15 protein-coding genes are annotated in these 19,781 nt (G+C 47.4%); 1 reads left to right on the forward strand and 14 read right to left on the reverse strand.

The features are described from left to right. Window positions 1–12: 12 nt before the first annotated feature. The 14 genes from rpsA to CAP50_RS09900 form a co-directional block, all read right to left on the reverse strand. Complete coding sequence (gene rpsA / locus CAP50_RS09835) at window positions 13–1,692, reverse strand: 30S ribosomal protein S1 (RefSeq protein WP_075100700.1); 1,680 nt, start codon at window positions 1,690–1,692, stop codon at window positions 13–15. A gap of 302 nt (window positions 1,693–1,994) precedes the next feature. Continuing rightward, entirely contained in the window at window positions 1,995–2,774 is a 780-nt protein-coding gene (gene cmk, locus CAP50_RS09840; RefSeq protein ID WP_075100778.1) for a (d)CMP kinase, read from the reverse strand. A gap of 199 nt (window positions 2,775–2,973) precedes the next feature. Continuing rightward, window positions 2,974–3,618, reverse strand: coding sequence for a tRNA adenosine(34) deaminase TadA (tadA, locus tag CAP50_RS09845; protein WP_241900738.1), 645 nt, complete (start codon window positions 3,616–3,618; stop codon window positions 2,974–2,976). Window positions 3,619–3,624: 6 nt separating this feature from the next. Continuing rightward, window positions 3,625–4,362, reverse strand: a complete 738-nt coding sequence (locus tag CAP50_RS09850; protein WP_100749879.1) for a uracil-DNA glycosylase — start codon at window positions 4,360–4,362, stop codon at window positions 3,625–3,627. A 210-nt stretch (window positions 4,363–4,572) separates the two neighbouring features. Continuing rightward, a complete protein-coding gene (gene clpA / locus CAP50_RS09855) occupies window positions 4,573–7,128 on the reverse strand; it encodes an ATP-dependent Clp protease ATP-binding subunit ClpA (RefSeq protein WP_075100698.1) in 2,556 nt (851 codons plus the stop codon). A 630-nt stretch (window positions 7,129–7,758) separates the two neighbouring features. Beyond that, complete coding sequence (locus CAP50_RS09860) at window positions 7,759–8,169, reverse strand: ATP-dependent Clp protease adaptor ClpS (protein ID WP_075100697.1); 411 nt, start codon at window positions 8,167–8,169, stop codon at window positions 7,759–7,761. A 114-nt stretch (window positions 8,170–8,283) separates the two neighbouring features. Continuing rightward, window positions 8,284–9,159 (reverse strand): hypothetical protein, encoded by an 876-nt coding sequence (locus CAP50_RS09865; RefSeq protein WP_100749880.1) that lies wholly within the window; start codon window positions 9,157–9,159, stop codon window positions 8,284–8,286. Between the two features lie 113 nt (window positions 9,160–9,272). Continuing rightward, the gene (gene argC, locus CAP50_RS09870; protein ID WP_075100695.1) at window positions 9,273–10,340 is read right to left on the reverse strand and encodes an N-acetyl-gamma-glutamyl-phosphate reductase; all 1,068 of its coding nucleotides are present in this window, start codon (window positions 10,338–10,340) and stop codon (window positions 9,273–9,275) included. A gap of 179 nt (window positions 10,341–10,519) precedes the next feature. After that, a complete protein-coding gene (gene hemE / locus CAP50_RS09875; protein ID WP_075100694.1) occupies window positions 10,520–11,656 on the reverse strand; it encodes a uroporphyrinogen decarboxylase in 1,137 nt (378 codons plus the stop codon). Window positions 11,657–11,934: 278 nt separating this feature from the next. After that, the gene (gene proB / locus CAP50_RS09880) at window positions 11,935–13,107 is read right to left on the reverse strand and encodes a glutamate 5-kinase (RefSeq protein ID WP_075100693.1); all 1,173 of its coding nucleotides are present in this window, start codon (window positions 13,105–13,107) and stop codon (window positions 11,935–11,937) included. A 78-nt stretch (window positions 13,108–13,185) separates the two neighbouring features. Further along, window positions 13,186–14,394 carry an Obg family GTPase CgtA gene (cgtA, locus tag CAP50_RS09885; protein ID WP_075100692.1) on the reverse strand — a complete coding sequence of 403 codons (1,209 nt, stop codon included), beginning with the start codon at window positions 14,392–14,394 and terminating at the stop codon, window positions 13,186–13,188. A 248-nt stretch (window positions 14,395–14,642) separates the two neighbouring features. Continuing rightward, on the reverse strand, window positions 14,643–16,088 hold the full coding sequence (locus tag CAP50_RS09890; RefSeq protein WP_075100691.1) for a glyceraldehyde-3-phosphate dehydrogenase: 1,446 nt from the start codon (window positions 16,086–16,088) through the stop codon (window positions 14,643–14,645). 192 nt (window positions 16,089–16,280) lie between these two features. After that, window positions 16,281–17,495: a lipocalin family protein gene (locus tag CAP50_RS09895; protein WP_083608475.1), complete on the reverse strand. Its 1,215-nt coding sequence runs from the start codon at window positions 17,493–17,495 to the stop codon at window positions 16,281–16,283. 503 nt (window positions 17,496–17,998) lie between these two features. Then, window positions 17,999–19,150: an NUDIX domain-containing protein gene (locus CAP50_RS09900; protein ID WP_241900739.1), complete on the reverse strand. Its 1,152-nt coding sequence runs from the start codon at window positions 19,148–19,150 to the stop codon at window positions 17,999–18,001. Between the two features lie 323 nt (window positions 19,151–19,473). On the opposite strand from CAP50_RS09900, the gene hemP reads away from it, so the two are divergent. Then, complete coding sequence (gene hemP, locus CAP50_RS09905) at window positions 19,474–19,632, forward strand: hemin uptake protein HemP (RefSeq protein WP_227672156.1); 159 nt, start codon at window positions 19,474–19,476, stop codon at window positions 19,630–19,632. The last annotated feature ends 149 nt before the right edge of the window (window positions 19,633–19,781 follow it).

The following is a 19,781-nucleotide window of genomic DNA, read 5'->3' on the forward strand; positions in this document are numbered from 1 at the left end:
ATAACTTGTCGCTTACTGCATTTGCTCTTTGATCAAATCACCAATGGTTTTTGGTTGAGCATCAGCTGCTTGTGGCGCATTGCTACCTAGATCTTTGATCGCTTGACGCTCTTCAGCTTCGTCTTTTGCTTTGATAGACAAGTTGATGTTGCGAGTCTTACGATCCACACTGATGATCTTCGCTTCAACGTCATCACCAACGCTTAGATGCTTGGTGGCATCTTCGACACGGTCACGCTGAATCTCAGAGGCACGTAAGTACGCTTCAACTTCATCAGCAAGCTCGATAGTAGCGCCTTTAGCGTCTACTTCTTTTACTTTACCATTGACGATAGCACCGCGGTCATTGGCGACTAGGTATTCGTTAAATGGATCTGAGCTTAACTGCTTCACGCCTAGGCTGATACGGTTCGCTTCTGCATCTACAGACAATACCATTGCTTCTACAGTGTCGCCTTTGTTGTAGTTGCGGATTGCTTCTTCGCCCGTTTCGTTCCAAGAGATATCAGACAAGTGAACCAGACCATCGATACCGCCGTCTAGACCGATAAAGATACCAAAGTCAGTGATTGACTTGATAGTACCAGTGATTTTATCGCCACGCTCATGTTTCTTATCAAACTCTTCCCATGGGTTTGCTAGGGTTTGCTTGATACCCAAGCTGATACGACGACGCTCTTCATCAATATCTAGGATCATCACGTCAACTTCGTCACCCACTTGTACAACTTTTGATGGGTGGATGTTTTTGTTGGTGTGATCCATCTCTGATACGTGTACTAGACCTTCGATACCTTCAGAGATTTCAGCGAAGCAACCGTAATCAGTTAGGTTGGTAACGCGAGCTTTAACAATACTACCGACTGGGTAAGTACCGCCAACGTTGTCCCAAGGATCGGTACCAAGTTGTTTTAGACCTAGGCTTACGCGGTTGCGCTCACGGTCAAACTTCAATACTTTAACTTTTAGGTCTTGACCGACTTCAACCACCTCAGATGGGTGCTTGATACGGCGCCATGCCATGTCAGTGATGTGTAGCAGGCCATCGATACCACCAAGATCAACGAACGCACCGTAATCAGTTAGGTTTTTGACGATACCTTCGATCTCGATACCTTCTTCAAGCTTGTTCAATAGCTCTTCGCGCTCAGCTGAGTTTTCAGCTTCCATTACTGCGCGGCGGCTAACCACAACGTTGTTACGTTTTTGGTCAAGTTTGATGACTTTGAATTCTAGCTCTTTGCCTTCAAGATGTGTGGTGTCACGAATCGGACGTACATCAACCAATGAGCCTGGTAAGAACGCGCGTACTGAACCCACGTCTACAGTAAAACCACCTTTTACTTTGCTAGAAATGATACCTTTTACGATCTCATCGTTATCATAGATTTTTTCAAGGACATTCCACGTCTCGACGCGCTTGGCTTTTTCGCGTGATAGTAGGGTTTGACCCATACCATTATCAACCGCTTCAACCACGACATCAACGCTATCGCCAACTTCAACTTCAAGTTCGCCTTCTTCGCTTAAAAACTCTTCACGAGCGACGATACCTTCAGATTTAAGACCAGTATCTACTGTGATCCAATCGCTATCGATGGCCACAACAGTACCTGTAATAACCGAGCCACGCTCGATATCCAGACCCTGCTCTTCAATGCTCGCTTCAAATAGTTCAGCAAATGATTCCATTATGTCTACCTTTGTATAGCCGTATCCTGTCCAGCACAGTACGGATCAAATTTATGATTGCATAAAACGAGAATACTGGTTTTATATCTTATGCAGTCATATAAAAAACCTTTGTTGCTAATAAGCGAGCATCTCATCACACTCATTAGCAACAACTGTCTTTACTACCCGCTCACATTTTTACTATTGCTCCAATGTTGGCTTTGGCTTATTGCACATCTCTACTTATACAATTTTATACTAAAACCAAAGCCTGTAGCAAATTTTTTGGTAGTGAGTTGGTAGTTACTGTATTGTTTTTATTAATTATTAAAACAAATACCTTTGTCCTGACAGTATTTTTTGACTTGTTCATATACGCTGTCGGCATCCAGACATGAACTGTCCAGCAATAAAGCGTCTTTGGCAGGCTTCGATGGTGCCGTCGCGCGGTTTTCATCACGCTCGTCACGCGCTTTGATCGTTGCCAAAATCGCCTCAAAATCTGCGGTTTGCCCTGCACTTAATAGCTGCGTGACACGGCGCTCAGCACGCGCTTTGGCACTGGCTGTCAAGTATACCTTAACATCCGCATCAGGGAATACCACCGTTCCCATATCACGGCCGTCAGCGACCAGCCCTGAGCGACTGGCCATTTTTTGCTGTAGCGTGAGCAGCGCCTGACGCACTTTAGGGAATACCGCGATCTTTGAGGCATAGCCACCAACGGTTTCGTTACGTACTTGCTCGCCAACGGCATCGCCATTGACGATGATATCTACGCGGCCTGATGCCTCATTGGGCACAAACACGATATCTAAACCTTGGGTTAATGTCAGTACTGCCTGCTCGTCAATGTCTTGACAACCGTCGGCACCGAGCAGTCCTGCTTCAAAGGCTTTGAGCCCGACGATGCGGTATAGCGCCCCTGAGTCTAATAACTGATAACCCAGTGCTTGCGCTAAGCGCCATGTGACTGTGCCTTTACCCGCCCCGCTTGGACCATCAATACATATCACGGGATAACGCTGTACCGCTTGCTCAGAGGGATCACGGTCCTGCAAAGCATTATCAGGCGTAAAGTCAGGTGTAGAGACAGTCATCATGTTTACTCAATTATAAAAACAACATATATCGCCCACTGCTAAGGACAGCGCGATATTCACCACCTTATCAAATGCTTAACAGCCATCTGATAATCGCAGCGCCAAATAGGGCGATATTATAGCAAGAAAACCCTATCATCACCATGACTGATGCTTATATTTGCAGGCAGTATATTTTGTAGATAAGCAAAAGCCCTTATTTTTTAACATCTAATTTTTTTTGCTTGGCCAGCTGACGACGCGCTCGAAAAAACCGCTTAAGTAGCTGACTGCTATGCTCACTGCACAAACCCCGTTGTACAGTAATGATATGATTATAAAAATCTTGTGCCGACAGATCCATCTGACTACCCACCATGCCAGCTCGCGGCTCATTTGCCGCATACACCAGCCGCGCCACTCGCGCATGGATTAGCGCGCCCATACACATGGTGCAAGGCTCTAAGGTCACATATAAGGTGGTGTTTGATGGCAGACGGTAGTTTTTTAGGTGGCTACAGGCATCTCTTAGAGCAACTATCTCGGCATGGGCGGTGGCATCATGTCGGCCGATTGGCTCATTAAAGCCTTTACCAATCATCTGCTGCTCATGTACCAGTATCGCACCAACTGGCACCTCGCCCAGCTCAGCGCCGTGCTGAGCCAATGCCAATGCTTGATGCATCCACTGTACATCTTCTAGCATCCAAAACTGCTGAGTGCTCAGCTCAAGCTGATGTCGAGCACGGCTACCAGCAGCGTCCGCAGACAAGCTATCAGGGCTTGAGTGGTAACTAATACCATCAGGCAGACAACAATGATGCGCCTGCAGTGTCTCTGCGGCAAAAAAAGGAATGGTCATAGCTAGCTACTGTGGCAACTGCCAGTCAATGGGTGTACGACCATGCTGCCGGAGATAATCATTGGTCTTCGAAAACGGCTTGGTGCCAAAAAATCCACCACGGTTTGCCGCCAGCGGCGATGGATGGACAGCGGTTAAAATCAAATGTTTATCAGCATGGATGTATTTGCCTTTTTTCTGGGCTTTACTACCCCACAAAATAAACACCGTATGCTCTGTTTGTTCGTTGATCACATCGATCACTGCATCGGTAAATTGCTCCCAGCCTTGATTTTGATGACTGTTTGGCTCACCTTCTCGCACAGTCAACGCACTGTTTAACAGTAATACACCTTGCTGCGCCCAATAGGTCAAGTCCCCATGCGCTGATGGCTGAACACCGATATCATCGGCCATCTCTTTTAGCAAATTATTGAGTGACGGCGGTTTTGGAATGGCTTTGGGTACCGAAAACGACAATCCCATGGCCTGACCTGGGCGATGATAAGGGTCTTGCCCTAAGATGACCACTTTAACGCGAGATAATGGCGTGAGATTAAAGGCGTTAAACATCAGTGGCGCTGGTGGATAGATGCTATCTGGCGACTGATAAGCTTCCTTTAAAAAAGCCCGTAGGTTGTCCATATTCTCAGAAGTCAGCTCATCTGCCAAGGCCATCTTCCAGTCTTCTGGCAAACGTACTTTGTCTAAGATGGCCTTTTTTTGTGCGGCTGTTTTTGGCGCTTTTGCATCGAGAGGTTCCATACTGTGTCCTTTTTTAGTTGTTATATACGACTGGTACTTATTTTGAAATGAATTAACTATGTATAAAAGTTGGCTGGCTACTACCTACAAGACCCTTACTTTTAGTAAAGTCAATCAACATAAATAAAAATGAGATGATGAATTATAACAATAAAAAAACGGCTACCGCACGAATATGGTAACCGTTCTTATTATATTAGTAGCAAAGCCTTAGCTGGCTAATGACTCAGAATCTGGGTGTGGCTCGTGCGTCTCCACCACCGTCAGCACGATACGACTGTCTGCTGAGCCTTTATTGGCGCTCTGATCTTTTTCTAATGCGACAGCGTTCTCGTCTGTTTCATCTTGTGCCTCAGGTGCCAAGGTCAGATGTACGACCCCGCCATTGACCAAGTCACCAAACAAAATCATACTCGCAAGCGGCTTCTTGATTTCATCCTGTATCAAGCGCTGCATCGGACGAGCCCCCATTAGACGATCATAGCCTTTGTCCGCCAGATAGTCACGTACGTCATCGTCGATCTCTAATGTCACTTGTTTGTCATCGAGCTGTACTTGTAGCTCAACCAAGAACTTATCGACCACTGATACCACAACCGACGTATCTAATGGGTTGAACTGAATAATCGCATCCAAACGGTTACGGAACTCAGGGGTAAAGACCCGCTTTAACGCCTCAGTATTGTCACGGCTATGATCTTGCTGGGTAAAGCCCATGGACGAGCGGCTGATACTCTCCGCACCGACGTTGGTCGTCATGATGATAATCACCTGCTTAAAGACAGCAACGCGGCCATTATTATCCGTCAACGTACCATGGTCCATCACCTGCAGTAGCAAGTTAAAGACATCAGGGTGGGCTTTTTCGATCTCATCTAGTAGCAACACGCAATGCGGATGCTGATTGATTTTTTCGGTCAGCAAACCGCCTTGATCATAGCCAACATAGCCAGGAGGCGCGCCAATCAAACGTGATGCGGTGTGCGCTTCCATGTATTCTGACATGTCAAAACGTACCAGCTCCACGCCGAGCAGGTTGGCCAACTGACGCGATACCTCTGTCTTACCTACCCCTGTTGGGCCGGCAAACATAAACGAGCCAATCGGCTTGTCTGGCGCTTTGAGCCCAGCTCGCGACAGCTTGATGGCATCTGCCAAAGTCGTGATGGCTTCATCCTGACCAAACACCAAATGCTTGAGGTCACGGTCCAAGTGCTCCAAGATACTCTTATCATCACTGGACACCGATTTGGGCGGAATACGGGCAAGCTTAGCAATGATGGCTTCGATATCTGCCACATCGATTTTCATCGGGGCTTTTTTCACTTTAGTGGCTTGAGAGTCCTCATGAGACTTCTCGTTCGCATAGGCTTGATCATCGGCTTTGGCAGTGTTTGCCTCCGCTTGCATCTCGCTGCTATAGTCTGTATCAACATCGTCCGCTGCTGCAACTGGTGTATCAAAATCCTGCTCTAAATCAGCGATGAAGCTTTCTTCTGCCGCGACAGCATCAGCATCAGGGACGACACCCAAACGCTTATAGGCACCTGCCTCATCGATGACATCTATCGCCTTGTCTGGCAAAAAACGCTCATGGATGTGCTTGGCTGACAACTGAACTGCTGTGACCAAAGCTTCATCACTATACTCAACATTGTGAAACTCTTCGTAACGCGGTTTAAGCCCGCGTAAAATATCGATAGTATCGTCGACACTTGGCTCTTTTACGTCGATTTTTTGGAAACGACGAGAAAGAGCATGATCCTTTTCAAACACTTGACGATACTCGGTAAAGGTGGTCGAGCCGATACAGCGTAGCTCGCCGTTGGCAAGGGCAGGCTTGATCAGGTTTGAGACATCCATATTGCTACTCATCGATGACCCTGCACCGATAATCATATGAATCTCATCGATAAACAAAATCGCATTGGGCTTTTTCTTTAGTGCATCAAGCAAGGATTTCATGCGCTTCTCAAAATCACCGCGATACTTGGTGCCAGCGATGAGCGCGCCGATATCTAGACTATAAATCACGCAGCCGTTCAGTGGCTTTGGCGCTTTTTCGTTGATGATAAGCCACGCCAAACCTTCAGCGATAGAGGTCTTACCTACGCCTGGCTCGCCCACCAATAGCGGGTTGTTTTTGCGGCGACGGCATAGCACTTGTGCCGCCCGCTCAATCTCAGACGCGCGGCCGATAAGCGGATCGGTCTTACCTTCCGCGGCACGCTGGTTTAGATTGGTAGCGAACTCGACTAGCGGATCTTTGCTGGTTTTTTCTGAGGCACCGCGGCGCTCACCTGTCATCGATGCACGCGGCTCTGATGGTTCATCTTTATCTTGACCATGCGAGAGATACTGCGTCAGCTCAAGACGGCTGATGCCTTGCTTTTTGAGCAAATATACTGCATAGGTGTCGTGCTCTGAAAACATCGACACAAGAATATCCGAGCCTTCTACCAGACGGCCGCCGCCGATAGACTGTACATGAAAGATAGCACGCTGCAAGATGCGATCAAAGCTTTGGGTTGGCTGCGGGGATTGCTCGGTATCAGCATCCACCGTCGGCGTGTGCTTATTAATATAAGCCTCAAGCTCGGTGCGTAGCGCTGAAACATTGGCATTACAAGCCGTTAGGGTGTTGGCGGCATGAGTGTTTTCTAGTAGTGCCAACAATAGATGCTCAACAGTGAGATACTCATGCGATTTTTGGCGCGCAAGCGTCATTGCTAAACGCAAAGAAACTTCAAGATGACGACTTAACATAAGGACTTCCTACGGTTGTACCTATCTTTATAATTGATAGCTTTATGAATGAGTTAGTAAGTAAATCAGGGCGATAGATGGATTGTTCAAGGGCAATGGCGGCATAATTGCTTGATATCAATCAATAATGCGGACCACAACCTCCCTGTTTTGGATACCCTTACCGATAAAAAGAGTCATCTATCGACGATTAAGCCTGCGCCGAGCAGTCAAGTACAGGGCATTATGACTCATATTCGCTTTTCTTTATCTCAACACGATATTTACCCATAGTCAATCTATTAACATCGACTAAAATGTATCGAAGCATATTGCGTCAAGACAGCAAGATAGATAAACAGACAGAATGGAAAACAAACAACAAAGAGGCAGAGAGACAGAAGTAAGGTGAAGAATGGGGACGTGATAGTGAATTCATTATAAAAACAGTACAGTGAGATAAAACATCGTTTTATTATCTCACTGCTTCATGTTTTCACTGTTTCATTGAGCGACTGGATAGCCCTATATTTGAGTTACTTGGATTTGACTATGGTAATGGGGTGATGGGGGAATGACTGATAAACACCATCAACAACCAAACCTATTAATTTGAGGCTTCCGTAAAGGTGTGGGCATCAGACGTCGCTATTATCCTTCCCCTTGATGTGGTTCGATTTGGGTCAATAACGGATACCCTTCGCGGTGAGCCAGACTGTTGACTTTTTTGGCCTTAGTTTCAGCGATATCTTTCGGGTAGATGCCCGCGATACCTTTGCTACTATTATGAATAGTCAGCATAATCTCCACAGCAGCATCCATACTATGACGAAACTCCGACTGCAGGACATACACCACAAATTCCATCGGTGTGTAGTTGTCGTTGTACATGACCACCGCATACATCGGCGGCTTAGCGATTTCTGGCTCAGCCACCAGTACGTCTGCTTGCGGTGAGGTTTCCTCTTCTGTATTACCATCTTGGGCACGGTGGGCGGGCAGGTTTGGAAAGTGCCAATCGCATACCGTTGGCGCATCTTGTAGTGTCGTTTGTTTCATCATAATCAAAGTATAATTATAAGGTAAGTTTGAAGTTATAGAAGTGATAAAGGTGATAACAAGCAGGCAGACTATTATCGTCTGTTATTGATGTCGTTCTGAACAGACAGACGGCCGCTAGTCTGTCGCACTCTTTGTCTCAATCGGGCTCTCATCCACTTCAGGCAGATCCAATAAAGACAGCGGCATATTGTCCACCCTGTCGCCCAGCTTCCAATCATACAGCTGCTCTACTTGCTGATCGCCTGCTTGCAAGCTGAGTTTGACTTGTAGAGGTTTAAAGCCTGATGGCATCATAAAGCGACCGCGAATACGTACGATACCTTCTATTATATGGTTTGCCGGCTCAAGTGGCACTTCGACCAGCTCGCCATCATTGAGCAAGGTCAAAGTCGGTCTTAGACGTTTGGCTGAGCCATCCGCACTGAGCATACCAATATCAAACCCATACTCAAAAGCATTCTCAGGTAGCGGCTCAATCTTAGCCCCCAGTACTTTTAGTGGCATGCCGCCTTTTTCAGTGAGCGCCTCTGCATACACCTCATTTAGCTGCGTCAGTTGGCGATTTTCTACTGTCAGAGTTTGCTGGTTTTCACGCAGTTCATGTAAGTTTGCTAAGCTAATTGCCAGCTCTTGCTTGGCAGTGGCGGCTTGATTGGTCGCAATCTTATTACTTAGACGCAAATCCTCCAGCTCTTTACTGGCCTTTTTGCTATCAATAATCGCCTGTTTGGCTTCGTTTTGCATCGAGTGAGTACCGCGCTGATAGCCAAGCTTGTGACCAAACATCAGCCCCACAATCGCGGTGACCAGAATCACCACCACAAACAAAGCCAATACCAACGACGAAGCGCCTTGCTGCGTGCGCCCGATATTGCTCGCCACGCTGGTTTTAAAAGACTGCTTCCTTTGCTCCATATCACATGGAGCAAAGGCTTGGCATGATACACATGCTGGCTGCGGGCTAAGGCGTAGTGCGATCTGAATACGCATTTAGACAGTATCTCTTAATAGTAAGGGCAAGTTAGTATAGCGGAATTTATAATCAATACCTAGCACCATAAAGGTGAATGATAAGGTGAGAAAAAAGCGAACAAAACAACACCTTAAGGGACAATGGGTGCAAAATTCAATCCCAATGACTCCTCAAGCCCAAACATGACATTCATATTTTGTACCGCTTGTCCTGCTGCTCCTTTTACGAGGTTATCCTGTACCACGATCACTGTCAGCTCAGCGCGCTCGTTGTCTTGATGTATCGCTATACGCAGACGGTTACTGGCGCGGACACTGCGGGTATCTGGATAATTGCCTTTGGGCATGACATCGATAAATGGCTCACTTGCATAAGCATTCTCGAAGGCTTGCTGCCAGTCAATAGCCGTCCCAGCCTCTGTCATCTCCATATGAATGGAGCTGAGCATACCGCGTATCATCGGCACCAAATGCGGTAAAAAACGAATGCGATGCGTAAACTGACTGCCTAGTAACTGTGCCACCCCCTGCTCGATCTCAGGCAGGTGACGATGCCCCTCAACGCTATAAGCCTTAAAATTATCTGTCGTTTCGGCATAATTGAGCGCAAGTTTTGCCTGACGTCCAGCGCCTGAGACACCAGATTTTGCATCGATGACGATACGCGGCTCGATCAGTCTATCTGCTTGGGCGTTTTGTTTTTCGATAATGGGTTTGAGACCTAAAATCGCTGTGGTAGGATAGCAACCAGGGTTGCCCACGACCAGCGCCTCGGCAAGCTTGGCACGATTGACCTCAGGTAAGCCATAAACAGCCGTTTTTAGCAGCTCAGGGCAGGCGTGCGACTGCTGATACCAGTGCTCAAAATCCGTCAAGGACTGCAAACGAAAATCAGCAGCCAAATCGATGACCTTAACGCCCGCTTGCGTGAGCGCCTCGGCCTGCTTCATCGCCACCCCATGAGGGGTCGCAAAAAACACCACATCGCACTTTTGTAACGCCCCGAGCGTATCTTCACCCAAATCACTAAAAACGATGTCTGATATACCGCGTAAGCTTGGGAATATCTCATCAGCGCGCGTACCCGCCTCGCTACGTGACGTTAGCAAATCAAGAGACACGTTGGGGTGGGCAGACAATAAGCGAATAAGCTCAATACCTGTATAGCCCGTACCGCCGACAATAGCTGCTGAAATCATAAGATATCCTTTTTTACTTGTTTTTTACTTGAGTAACATCATGCCTAAAAATAGAGTAGCCAGAAAACAAACGCAAGTATCGCTCTACTCTCATCAAGCTCGCTGACAGTACCCGTTGCAGGATTCGACTGGCGATAAGCATTTGCTCTCGCATCAAAGCATGGCTCATGCGCTATAAACTAAAGTTTATAGTCATGAACCGCATCAATAAACACCTTGGCATTGTCAGGGTTGACCCACTGCGTGATACCGTGACCTAAGTTTGCCACGTAGCCTGTTTTTTCACCATCTGCATAGGCTCTATCGAGCATCGCCGTTACTTCTGCGCGGATGGTGGCAGGCGAGCCGTACAAGGTTGCTGGATCTAAGTTGCCTTGTAGTGCTTTGCTGCTCTGTAGTTTTTTGTGCTGCTTGGTCAATTGACGCTGGCTCTCATTGAGCACTTGGCGCGCGCGATCTAGCGGCATGGTCCAGTCTAGCCCGAGTGCGTCCGCCTGACTGTCTGCTTGCACATCGAGCCACAGGCCACCGCCTTTGGTAAATAGCACCACTGGGATCTGCGGGTGACGAATCTTTAGCTCAGCGACGATACGCTTATTATAGGCATGAGAGAAGTCAACGAACTGACGATGACCAAGCGCGCCGCCCCAGCTATCAAATATCTGTAAAATCTGAGCACCAGCGATCACTTGAGCATCCAAATAATCTACCACTGCGCTAGCCAACTTATCCAATAACTGATGCAAAAACTCAGGATTGCTATACAAAAAACCTTTGGTATAACGATAGTCCTTTGAGCTGCCGCCTTCGATCATATAAGTGGCTAGTGTCCAAGGGCTACCAGAAAACCCAAATAAGGGTACTTGGCCATTTAGCGCCTGACGAATACTGGTCACCGCACGCATGACATAATCAAGCGAGTCATTCATATCTAGCACTGGTAGTCTATCAAGGTCTGCCTGCTGACGAATCGGGTACTTGAACTTTGGGCCTTCGCCTGTCTCAAAGTACAAGCCCAAACCCATCGCATCAGGAATGGTCAAAATATCGCTAAATAAAATCGCCGCATCTAAATCGTAACGACGCAGTGGCTGCAAGGTGACCTCGGTGGCACGCGCAGTGTCCTTACACAAGCTCATAAAATCGCCAGCCTCTGCTCGCGTGGCTTTATATTCTGGTAAATAACGGCCAGCTTGACGCATCATCCAAACAGGGGTGGTATCAACAGGCTCAAAGCGTAAGGCACGTAGCAATCTATCGTTTTTTAACGGCGCAAACGTTTGCTGAGCCGAATGATTATTGTCTGAAGCACTCATGTACAAATCTCCAAAACCGCACAGTATTTATATCTCTTTGCATACTGTACTGGATAAATAAAGTGAATAAAAAATGATAAACGCTGATAACGTATAGATGGCGGCATATAAATACTAAAAACCGTCTCATGAGTTGATAGGAGCGCCCAAAGCTTAAGCTTAAATGCCATTTATTATTAGGGCGTGTCCCCAATCAAATATCTATCGCTAGATATCTATCGATAAAAATAAGGACACACCTTCGTCATTAAAAATAGCGATCAGACCGCTAAATAGGATCAGACAGTCAGTGCTAGGTTGTCTCGGTGCACCATGACCACGCGCTCTTCATGATTGCCAAGTATCTTATCAAACTCCTCAGTTCGCTCACGAGCCACACGGCACGCATCACGAGATGAAAAGTTGACTTGGCCGACCGCGATACGCTCGCCTGTGTCTTGGTGCACCACTTCTACCACATCGCCTTCATCAAAATCGCCGCGTACCTCCACCACCCCGACAGGCAATAAGCTCTTATGATGCTCGACCACTGCCTTGGCCGCTCCAGCATCGACGATCAGGGTGCCTGACATGCGTAGATGGGCGGCCAGCCACTGTTTGCGGGCGATGATTTTATCTTCATCATTGGTGGTCAATAGCGTACCCACCGCCTCGCCTGAGACCACTCGAGTGATGACATCATCGATCGCACCACTGACAATCACCGTCGGACAGCCGCCCATAGCAGCAAGGCGACCGGCGCGGATCTTAGTCAGCATACCGCCGCGCCCAAGCTTGCCGCCATCACCTGCGATATCAAACAAATAATCTGCCATCGCGCGCTCTTGGCGAATCATCTTGGCATTGGGGTTGTCACGCGGGTTGTCTGTAAAGACGCCTTCTTGGTCTGTGAGGATAATATACAAATCCGCATTGACCATCGCCGCTGCCATCGCGCCCAACGTGTCATTGTCACCAAACTTAATCTCGTCGATAGTGATGGTATCATTTTCATTGATGACCGGCAGGACGCGCCAGTCCAACAATTGGGTCAAGGCACCAGTGGTATTTAGGTAACGACTACGGTTGGACAAATCATCGTGCGTCAGCAAAAGCTGTGAGCTTTGGATACCGTGTTGAATCAAAGCCGACCACCAGGTCTCAATCAAACCCATCTGACCAATAGATGCACACGCTTGCAAGGCGGCAAGCTTGCGTGGTCGCTCCTCAAGGTTCATACGTACCACACCTTCGGCAACTGCACCAGAGGACACCAGCAGCACTTCCACGCCTTGCTTATGCAGCTTTGCAATTTGCTTGGCCCACTCGTAAATGGCAGTTCGATCCAGCCCTCGGCCGTTATTGGTTAATAACGATGAGCCAATCTTGACAATAACGCGCTGAATATCAAAGTTGCGAGTTTGCTTAATAAACCTTGCTTCTTCGGTCGTATTTGCTATGTCATCTGCCATATAAACTCCTGTGTCTTGTGTCAATTGATTACGGGGGTTGCTCTAAACATTTAAGTATATCAGCTTAAGCGTCATAGCTTAAGGCACATAAACCACCTCAACGCCATCTTCGTCGTCATCTAAACGATCGTCGTTGTTATCTATGCCTTCACGCGCAGCTCGGCGAGCGGCTCTATATGCTTCGCGCTGGGCTTCGGTATTTAGGCGGACTTCTTCTTCTAAACGCGCAAAACGCTCTTTTTGTGCTTCAGCAAAGATAGGGTCTTCTATCTCGCGCTCGCGCTCACGCTCAATATCGTTCATCAGGTGGTATTTGACCGCGTCCACCCCTTCTCCAGTCAAGGTAGAGGTGCGAAAGACCATACCTGTCCAGCCAAGCTCAGCCACGATATGCGTACACAGCTCGTTTAAGTCTTCCTCAGCGACCTGATCGATTTTGTTGAGTACCAAAATCTGCGGGAGGTTGGCCAGCTCAGGAGAAAAACGCTCAAGCTCATTTAAGATCACGCGGGCATTTTCTACCGGATCACTACCATCGACGGGCTTAACATCGACTAAGTGTAGCAGACGACGCGTACGAGCCACGTGCTTTAAAAAGCGAATACCCAGCCCAGCCCCTTCGGATGCGCCTTCAATCAAGCCTGGGATATCTGCCATGACAAACGAGCGATGGCGACCGATATCGACGACGCCTAAGTTTGGCACCAACGTGGTAAAGGGATAATCCGCTACTTTTGGTTTGGCAGCCGAAACCTGACGGATAAAGGTGGATTTACCCGCATTGGGCAAACCGACCAATCCCACGTCAGCGACGACTTTTAGCTCAAACTTAAGTACTTTTAACTCGCCCTCAAAACCTGAAGTTGCCTTACGCGGTGCTTGGTTGGTCGAGCTTTTGAAATGGGTATTGCCCAGACCACCATCGCCGCCCTTAGCAACCAATAGCGTCTGACCAATTTCGACCAAATCTCCTAATACTTCATCAGTCTCGGTATCGACCACCGTCGTACCGATCGGCACAGGCAGATAAATATCCTCTGAGCCTTTGCCTGAACAGTTTTTACTTTGTCCATTTTCACCGCGTTTTGCATCATAGCGGCGCGTATAGCGATAGTCCACTAGGGTGTTGGTGTTGTCATCAGCAATGACATAGACATCACCGCCGCTACCACCATCACCGCCATCAGGGCCACCACGTGGGACATATTTTTCTCGGCGAAAACTGGCGATTCCGTTACCACCGTCACCTGCTTTTACCGTTACGACGGCTTCATCAATAAATCGCATCTTACGTTCCTTAATTTACAATCCAGTCTATAACTGGGCTACAACCAGCGGCTGTATTTTAGGTTTTTGCTAGGGGGTGTTGTCATGACGACTGCCAAAGTCCTATTGTTGGTGCTTAGCACTGAGTAGTTAGCACTTAGCATTTGGTAGTTAGCACTTAGCCTTCATGATGACAATAACACCCGATAACCAATCGGACTATCGGGTGCTTTATATTATATTTGAGTTTGCAGCGCTTAGCTTACGTTTTATGCAGGAATTTGCGTATAGCTAATACCAGCCATCTGGGTAGCCAAACGCAAGACTTGAGTACTGTAGCCTACTTCGTTGTCATACCAGATATATACGATAGCATGATTATCAGTCAAAATAGTTGCTTGCGCATCGACGATGCCGACATGAGTGGTCCCAACAAAGTCGGTCGACACCGCTTCAGTCGAGTCTGTATAAGCGATTTGCGACTGCCAAGTGTGGCTATTGGCGATTTTGCGCATAAACGCATTTAACGCATCAGCACTCTCTGGCGCGGTTTTTAGATTTAAGTTCAAAATCGCAAGACTAACGTTGGGGGTTGGAACGCGAATGGCGTTGCCAGTTAGCTTACCACTGAGCTCCGGTAACGCTTTACCGACTGCTTTTGCAGCGCCTGTGCTGGTGATGACCATGTTCAATACTGCACTACGGCCACGGCGGTCTGATTTGTGATAGTTATCAATTAGGTTTTGATCATTGGTAAATGAGTGAATGGTCTCGACGTGACCGTTTTCGATACCGTACTCATCGTTTAGTACTTTTAGCGTTGGGGTAATAGCGTTGGTGGTACAGCTGGCTGCACTAACGATGGTATCATCGCCGACTGTGTCATTGTTGACACCATACACGACGTTTTTGATATCGCCGCCTGCTGGTGCGGTTAGGAGTACTTTTTTGACACCAGTAGATTGCAAGTGTTTACCAAGGCCATCTTCGTCTTTCCAGATACCCGTGTTGTCGATCACCAACGCATCAGCGATGCCATAAGCGGTATAATCGATGGTGCTTGGATCATTGGCATAAATCACTTGTACAAAGCGACCATTGATGATCAGGCCGTTGTTGTCTTCATCAACCGTCACGCCGCCAGCAAAACTACCATGGATAGAGTCGCGCTCTAACAACGACGCACGCTTGGCCAGATCGCCTGCTTTTGCAGGACGTACGACGATGGCTTTTAGCTGCAAGCCTTTGGCGCTAGATGCTTGTGATAATAATAGGCGAGTCAAAATACGGCCGATACGGCCAAAACCGTATAGTACCACGTCAGTGGCGCTGTTCATCGCGCCTTGCTCATGGTTGACGGCTTGCAGAGCAGCCTGTACGTCAGTGTCAGAGGCGATTAGCTGGCCGACATCGATACGAGCGGCTTGAAGGCTTTTATTTTCTGCCAAAGTTTTTACCATGGTCAAGGTGTCAGCGACCTGAATAGTCTTTGCGCCTTGCTCACGCAATGCTACTTTTTGATGCAGTGCCAATATTTGACCCACTGAGCTGGTATCTAGCGTTTCGCCGAACAAAGTCACTTGTACGTCTTGCTCATTATACAGCTTATTTAGCAGCCCCATTAGCTCAATGGCTTGTTGCTCTTGGGTATTGTAGTTGCTCAAGTGGTCTTGATGTAATTGGCGTAAGGTATCAGCGTTGCTCACGAGAAACATCCTTATGGTCAGTAATGTATGATCAGTAAAGTGTGAAGAAAAATAAATAGATGGGCAGTATAGGCTCTAAGCGTTGACACTTATGGAGTCATCTAGACTCTCGTTTTTGGTTATTTGCGTTAGAGTATGTAGAGCGCCTAGATTTTAGCCTAAAACGCCCTATTTTGCCAGTCATTAACCACGCGAACGGTATTATGGGACCAAGTTGACCGTTTGCTTGGACTGCGGTGTCAGCTTAAATTCTTTTAAATCGTAGCCTTGTTGCTGAGCAATTTGACGATATTTGGCGTATGTTTCTTGAGCGATATCTGGTGAGCGTGCCAGCAACCAAAGATAGTCTTTGTCAGGCGTCCCTACCAAGGCAGTTTTGTACTCGCCATCACGTGCCAGCACCCAGTAGTCGGCACGGCCCACTGGCAGCCAGCGTATCCACGATGGCAAAAACGTAACCTTGAGTTTACTACCAGTGGCATCGGCAGGTTTGGCCAAACCTTCGGCAACGATCTCTGCGCCGTCACTATCCAAGCACTTGTTGGTGACGATAACGCCCGAGCCATCCGTCTTTTGCGTATAGTTGGCCGTCACATCGCCTGCACAGTTGCGCTGAAAATACATCGGCAAGCGGCCTATCTCATACCACGTCCCCGCGTATTTGTTTAGATCCACACTATCGACTGTGGTCGGCGTGGTCGCAGATTTATGGATGATATCACTTGGCTGCACAGCCAGTGTCTCTGTCATTTCAGCACTGCTGGCCTTTGCCGCGGTGTTTGGCTCAGGCGAAGCAGCATAAGCAGAAAACGCCGCCAAAGGTATGATAATCGCTAATGCTATGCCTGTGTGCTTGATCAATCCATTCATAAATACGCGCTCCGGTATTTCGCTGTATGAGTCTGTATAAGACGTAGAGCCGTAGGATGTCTGTCCATCGGCTGTTGATGAGCTAGGCTTTGATGACGCGCCTACTTTATTAGACTTGTCATAGACATTAAGGGCGCCTTGCTGCATGATTGCATCCACAGGCGTTTGTCCATGACCCGTCAGGCACTTTGACGTTGTGTGCTTATCTTTTGGCGGCGAGGTTACTTGGATGTCATCCATCATGGCAGAGTCTTCTATTTTGGCAGGTTTTTTGCTCACCTTTTTATAACCAAAATAACTGTCTTGTAAAGACACCTGAGTAGGCGCTGGCTGCGAATACCTGCTGCTCGCTATCTCATCTACCAGATCATCACGATAGCTGGCATCATTGCTGGCAGCATGACTGACATTGTCTGTTTGCTGTGCGCTGCTTTTGGTCAATTCACTGTGTAAATAGCAGTCACTAAATGAACTGCTCTGCTGAGATTGAGAACCAGCTTCCTGTGAATCAGACCAAGCTGATTTAGGTAACTTATTGGTTTTCATAGATATACCGTATTTATTATGTCTGTTAAATGTGCTTGATACACTGTCAATTTTATACATTATAGATAACACCTAATGGGTGTAACCGTGGTCTTACCCTGAGCTTATAAAGGCGTTGTTCTCTATCGCCCGGCTTTCTATGTATGATTAAGCTAAATGCCTGAAAATTTAGGTAAGCATCAACGCGCCTTTTTATTAAATACTATTTACTAAATGCTGTGTCTGCCATACTGTTTTTATAATAAGGTATCGTTTGGATAAGCGATGAACAATCAGCTGCCTAGACGCGTTTTAATCGGTATTTAATTGACTTTGTTAGACGGTATATATTAAGACCAGCCACCCCACAAAAACAGTGTCGCAATGTAGGGAAACGCAACGGTTTGTAAGTAAATATGTGTTTATGATGCAATATAAATACATGTTTACCAAGCAGATAAATACGCTAAAAAAATCAGTGGTTTAGCCGACTTAATATTTGTTGTGTTTTTGCTGTTTTGGGCCTATAAAAACTGACGAATACCCGCCACACTGACGCCGCCGTATTGCTTGGCCTTATCGATCATTGACGGCGACAATCCGCCCAAACCAATGACGGGCATGTCAGCCAGTTTGGTCAGTGCAGACCATGCCTGCCAGCCAAGTGGCGCAGTATCAGGATGGGTTTGGGTAAACAGGACGGGCGATACAAAAATACCGATGATGGGCGGCAGTTGCTGCTGAATGCGCATGCGTGCCAGCTGATTGGCGGCGGCGATGCTCTCGGCATCATGACAGCTGACGATAAGTGGCTGCCCTGCGGGTATTGAGTCGGCAGCTGCCGCCTGACCATATTGGCTATGTTGCCAGTGCAGCAGCTCCGTGTGAGTCAGATGGTATGCGCTGATGGACTGGTGTACCATTAGCACCTGAGAAGTGGGCGTATCCCTAATCTCAGCGCTACTAAGGCTACCATCAGTTAATGGCAAAATAACCTGAATATCTGGTCGCTGCTGCATAAGCTGGGTAATTGTGCGGTCAGCGCGCGACACACTTGCGTCTTTGAGCCGTACATACACCCATGCGCTGGGCAAAAGATGCTGCTCGTGGTAGGCCAGCCATGCTGCCGCTGGATCGGTGTGGCCGCCAAAATGCGCTAAAGGATAAGTGGTGGTGATGGCAGGTGGCAGCTGCAGCCACTGTAGAATCGTACGATTGGCCGCTGGCAACGGGTACTCACCTGCCAGTAACGCTCGCCTATCCACCCACTTGAGCGCCTGCCCTTCTAGACCATACTCAGCCAGTTTATGCTGCTCGTATTGCTCTGCTGTCAGCTCAACTTGATATACCTGCAAGCTGACCTGCTTATCACCATAGTCGTGATGGATACGGCCAAGCTTGACCATCAGGTTGTCAGCGACGTCGATGCCTGTCTCTTCGGCGACTTCCCGTATTAACGCCCGCTCGGCACCCTCCTGTGCTTCGATCTTGCCACCGACAAACTCATAAAGATTGCCCTGATGCTGCGCGGCATGACGAAACCCAAGGAGATAGCAGTTTTTATAATAAATGACAGCCACGGCGACATTGACAACGTTGGCGCTAGCATTGGCTTTGGTGCTGGCAGGCATGTGGGCAGTGTTGGTAATGAGCGAAGGATGGTTTGTGTGGGTCATGAGGGTCCTTGAGGGCATTAATAGCTACTTAAAAATAGTAATAATAGTAGTGATGGATGATATTGATGACGAAATACTGACTGCGATCTGACTGCCTTTAGCGGTGCACTGATTTTAGCAAACGGCTGGTTTTCTATATTCTGCGAACACAAAAAAGTGGTTGATGACAAGGGATTTATATAAGTTTACATAATAACTGCATTTTATTTTATCAATTGGCTTGCAAAATCATTAAATCTAAATGATAATTATTATCGTTAAAGGTAGTAGTTCTATTGCCACTTATTGTTTTATCACTTTATCAAAAGGAATTTATTATGAGCATGGTCATCTCTCGTTACTTAAACTGTCGCGAAAATCGTCTGCCTACTTTGCAGTCGCAGCACCTATTTGCCTTAACCAAAGAAGTCCGTATCGAACATGAAGGCGAAGAGTATCGCCTGCGCCTAACTCGTAATAACCGTTTGATTTTGACCAAATAAATTGACATCTGCCTGTTATCAGACATCCCCGATAATAAAAAACGCCTTGTATCAAAGGCGTTTTTTATTGCAGCGTGTCCCTATTTTAAAAATAGGGATAGCAGTGAGATAGATTGCAGCCAAATAAGGAAGATTTATACCAGTCGCGA

The organism is Psychrobacter sp. L7 (genome assembly GCF_002810365.1).
Lineage (GTDB): Bacteria > Pseudomonadota > Gammaproteobacteria > Pseudomonadales > Moraxellaceae > Psychrobacter > Psychrobacter celer.